General features: G+C 37.7%; 2 protein-coding genes. Both read left to right on the top strand.

The window, feature by feature from the left end:
* A partial coding sequence (locus tag AC1DG9_RS25165) for a coproporphyrinogen III oxidase (protein ID WP_477635475.1) occupies positions 1–623 on the top strand: 623 nt, incomplete at its 5' end.
* Between the two features lie 121 nt (positions 624–744).
* A complete protein-coding gene (gene gyrA, locus AC1DG9_RS25170) occupies positions 745–3,339 on the top strand; it encodes a DNA gyrase subunit A (RefSeq protein ID WP_172662966.1) in 2,595 nt (864 codons plus the stop codon).
* Positions 3,340–3,481: the final 142 nt, after the last annotated feature.

Raw genomic sequence — 3,481 nt, forward strand, 5'->3', positions numbered from 1 at the left:
TTATGCACCCAAATAACCCGTTTGTACCTATAATTCATATGAATATCAGGTATTTCGAAATGGATAACGAAACAAGATGGTTCGGTGGAGGGATAGATTTAACTCCACATTATATTATTGATACCGACGCACGGTATTTTCACCATCTTTTAAAACAAACTTGCGACGAATTTGATACGTCTTTTTACCCTAAGTTTAAGGCTCATGCCGATGATTATTTCTTCATCAAACACCGTGAAGAAACAAGGGGAGTTGGAGGTATTTTTTACGACCGATTAAGACCTGAAAACACAGGTTTATCCTTTGATCAGATTCTTGATTTTTCTATAGCAGTTGGCAATACATTTATTCCCGCATATACGGAACTAATTGACAGAAACAGAGATAAAGAATTTGACGAGAAACAACAAGAGTGGCAATACCTGCGCAGAAGCCGATATGCTGAATTTAATTTGGTGTACGATGCAGGAACAAAATTTGGTCTCGAAACCAACGGTAGAATTGAATCTATTTTAATGAGTTTACCACCTATGGCCAAATGGATCTACAATCATCAAACACTTCCAGACAGTGAAGAATCCTATACATTAAGCAAGCTTAAAAAGGGGATAGAATGGGCTTAAGAATAGCCTAATTTTTACGTTAAAATTTTTCCACAATGCGCCTTAATGGCGCTTTTTTTATTAGCTTCGCAAGGTTATAAGAATACCACATTTAAATCGTTCTTAAGGAACATTAATATTTATGGCAGAAGATTTAGAAAATCAAGAAAACGACAAAATAATAAGGATCGATATTGACGAGCAAATGAAATCAGCTTACATCGATTATTCGATGTCGGTTATCGTATCAAGGGCTCTACCTGATGTACGTGATGGATTAAAACCTGTACACCGCCGAGTGTTATATGGTATGCTCGATCTGGGATTAACAAACAACAAACCATATAAAAAATCTGCACGTATTGTAGGTGAGGTACTGGGTAAGTATCACCCACATGGTGATGCTTCTGTTTACAACACTATGGTAAGGATGGCTCAGGAATGGAGCTTACGTTATTTAATGGTTGAAGGACAGGGTAACTTTGGATCAATCGATGGTGACTTTCCAGCAGCAATGCGTTATACAGAGGCCCGCTTCCAGAAGATTGCAGAGGAAATGCTTGCTGATATCAATAAGGATACTGTAGATTTCCAGTTAAACTTTGATGATTCATTGCAAGAACCAACAGTTCTTCCGTCAAAAGTTCCAAACTTACTGATCAACGGATCATCAGGTATTGCAGTGGGTATGGCTACAAATATGCCTCCTCACAACATTACAGAAGCTATTAATGCAACAATAGCTTACATCGAAAATAACGATATTACTATTCCTGAATTAATGAAGCACATAAAAGCACCTGATTTTCCTACAGGAGCTATTATTTATGGCTACGCAGGTGTTCAGGAAGCTTTTGAAACTGGTAGAGGCCGTATTGTAATGCGCTCTAAAGCAGAAATTGAAACCACAAAGGACCGCGAAACCATTATTGTTACCGAAATACCTTACCAGGTTAATAAGGCAATGATGATCGAGCGTACTGCTGAACTTGTTGGAGAGAAAAAAATTGAAGGTATTTCAAACATTAAGGATGAGTCCAATAAAGACGGTATCCGTATTGTTTACGAAATTAAACGCGATGCCAATGCTTCAATCGTACTAAACAATCTATTCAAGCAAACTGCGCTACAAACTTCATTTAGTGTAAATAACATTGCCCTGGTTAAAGGCAGGCCGCAATTATTAAATCTAAAAGATCTGATTCAATATTTCGTTGAACACCGTCACGAAGTAGTGATCCGCAGAACTAAGTTTGAATTAGCCGAAGCAAAAAAACGTGCTCACATCTTAGAAGGCTTGTTAATTGCACTTGATCATTTAGATGAAGTAATTAACCTGATTCGTAGTTCAGATACCCCTGAAGAAGCGAGAGTAGGCTTAATGGAGAAATTTGGATTAAGTGATATTCAAGCCAGAGCCATCCTTGATATGACACTCCGCAGGTTAACTGGTCTGGAGCGTGATAAAATTAAAGATGAGTACAACGAATTAATGAAAACGATAGAATACCTACAGTCTATTTTAGATGATGAAGGTAAACGTATGCAGATCATCACTGAGGAATTAACCGAAATGAGAGAAAAATACGGTGATGAGCGTAGAACTCAGATCGTACACTCTGCAGAAGACATGAGCATGGAAGACTTCATCGAAGATGAAGATGTAGTAATTACCATTTCTCACGAAGGTTATATCAAACGTACTCCGGCAACAGAATACCGTACACAAGGTAGAGGTGGAAAAGGTTCAAAAGGCAGTGACTCAAGAAATGAAGATTTCATTGAACATATGCTAATTGCATCCAACCACAACTATATGTTATTCTTTACAGAAACAGGTCGTTGTTTCTGGTTAAGAGTATACGAAATTCCTGAAGGATCTAGATTAAGTAAAGGAAGAGCAATCCAGAACATCATTAATATCCCTAAAGAAGAAAAGATTAAGGCCTTTATTAAGGTTAAAAACCTTAAAGATCAGGAGTACCTTGAAAATAATTATATTATCATGTGTACCAAAAAAGGAACAATCAAGAAAACTTCTTTGGAGGCATATTCAAGACCTAGGGTTAATGGTATTAATGCAATCAATATCAATGAAGGTGATCAGTTACTTGAAGCAAGTTTAACCACCGGAACCAGTGAAATTGTTATGGCATTGCGCTCTGGAAGGGCAATTCGCTTTAACGAAGAAAAGGTGAGACCGATGGGTAGAACCGCAACTGGTGTTCGTGGTGTAACCCTTGCTCATGAAAATGATGAAGTAGTTGGCATGATTGCTGTTAATGATCCGGGAGCTACTGTTCTTGTTGTATCAGAAAAAGGTTATGGCAAACGTACCGACATCGAAGATTATCGCGTTACAAATAGGGGTGGTAAGGGAGTTAAAACCATTAACGTTACTGAAAAAACCGGAGCACTTGTTGCGATTAAAAACGTAACTGATGCAGATGATTTAATGATCATCAATAAATCAGGTATCGTTATCAGAATTGTGGTTAGCGAATTAAGAGTAATGGGCAGAGCAACACAGGGTGTTCGTTTAATTAACTTAAAAGGTAACGACGAGATTGCTTCAGTAGCTAGAATTGATCACGATGACGAAGAAGTAGAAGAAACAACTGAAAGCCATATTGTGGTAGACGGTGAAGCTCTTGAAGCTGCTCCTGATGAGGATATTACAGAAGAAACTGGCGAAGAGGAAGCTGGCGACGATGCGGAGGAAGAAACCGAAGATTAAAAATCAAATTGTTGAACATATATTAAATAAAATGAAAAAGATACTTTTTAGTTTATTATTTGTAGGTGTTGCCACACTTGCTAATGCACAAAAGAGTGAAATTGAAGCTGCTAAAAAACAATGGGCACTTTTGTCTTTAAAC

It is taken from the genome of Pedobacter sp. 05L430, assembly GCF_056397585.1.

What these genes read in the sequence shown, in the direction of transcription:
- gyrA (WP_172662966.1), top strand. Translation starts at nt 745, where the DNA reads ATGGCAGAAGATTTAGAAAATCAAGAAAACGACAAAATAATAAGGATC.